This window comes from Carnobacterium sp. (genome assembly GCF_040274425.1).
Map to the genome: position 1 here is coordinate 1 of NZ_JBEMBC010000173.1, position 1,495 is coordinate 1,495.

At 31.6% G+C, this 1,495-nt stretch carries 1 protein-coding gene; it reads right to left on the reverse strand.

From position 1 onward, the window contains the following. Positions 1 to 467: 467 nt before the first annotated feature. Positions 468 to 1,187, reverse strand: a complete 720-nt coding sequence (locus ABS911_RS15085) for a GntR family transcriptional regulator (protein WP_350468229.1) — start codon at positions 1,185 to 1,187, stop codon at positions 468 to 470. Between the last annotated feature and the right edge of the window lie 308 nt (positions 1,188 to 1,495).

A 1,495-nucleotide genomic window follows, 5' to 3' on the forward strand; every position in this document is an offset into this window, starting at 1 on the left:
GATCAAACTCTCATATAAAATGATGCTTGAAGCTCATATTGATTGCTAGCGAATAATTATTCACTAATTTTGTTACTATTGACTCAGCACTGCTGAGTCACCCTCACATTTGGTTCATCTTACTTTGTTTAGTTTTCAAAGGTCTAAAGTGTGTTGTAACAGTCCGTTGCAACTTCTATATAATAACAAGTTATTTTTTAAATGTCAATAACTTTTTAATAAAAATTATTTAAAAAGAATTTTTATTCATATTTTTGAAAGTTACTTGCTCTAACAACTCCTATAACTTTACATGCTTTCTACAAAATTGTCAACTATTTTTATTTAAGTTTCTAAAAATTAATCCAATTTATTCAAGAGATATTCTTCTGATTTTCAATATACTTATTTCTAATCTTATTTATAGGATGCAGACTCGAAGTTTATCGGTTTAATTATTCGAATCTATTCCCTATTTTAATTAAATTTTACTCATGCTGTGTATTATTAAAGCACATTTCTACCATGTCATAACGGTGCCTCACTTTTGAATATTCGAAAGGTCTACCATTTTCAAGAAACATGACTTTTGTAACCTCTAGAACGGGTTCATTATCTTTACAATTTAAATACTGTCGGTCTTCTTCATTAGGAGGAGCAGCCTTTATAAACTGCTGATTCCCACCAAAAACCAGCCCAACATCTTGGCGAATGTAATCATAAACTGAGTGCTCTAAGATAGCAGGAGTTATGTTTGGTACAAGTTCTACAGGAAGTAATGAGTATTCTATCGAATAAGGTCTATTATTAATAACTCTTAATCGCTTGATTTCATATACCGGAGATTCATTTTTGATCATTAATTGTTCACATTCTTCATCGCTTGGAAATCGAACGTTAAAAGCCAGTACCTTATTAACTAATTCGGTCTGTTCTCCTATTTGATGAGTTAAACCAATATTTTGTCCGATTTTAATTCCTGTATCAGATATCTGTGCAATATTTTTTTTGATATATGTGCCAGAACCTTGAACTGAGAAAACCAGACCCTCGACTGATAATAAATCTAGTGCTTTTTTTATCGTGACTCTACTTGTATCAAATTTTTCTGCTAATTCGTTTTGATTGGGCAATTGACCGCCTTTTGGGTAATTCCCTTGTTTAATTTGTTTCCGTAATTCATCTGCGACATTTTTGTATTTCGCCATTGCCCTCACTCACTTCATCTTATATAATTTATGTCATTTCCTCTAGTTGTTTTAGTATAACATATCCTCAAGAACATCCATTAACTCAAATATAAAGAACTTGAAAAATCCCTCTCGTAAAACCATGGGACTTCTCAAGCTCATTAGGTTCACATATTATTTTACATTCGCAGATAATTTAGACAGTAAATTTTGGGTCTATAATTTTTAGTGTTGGTAGATTTCTAAAACTGATTATACAAAATTTTTGGAGGAATAGGGGTTGCTTGTAGCCGTGTAAAGGATTCAATGCGAATTACAGAGCGTTG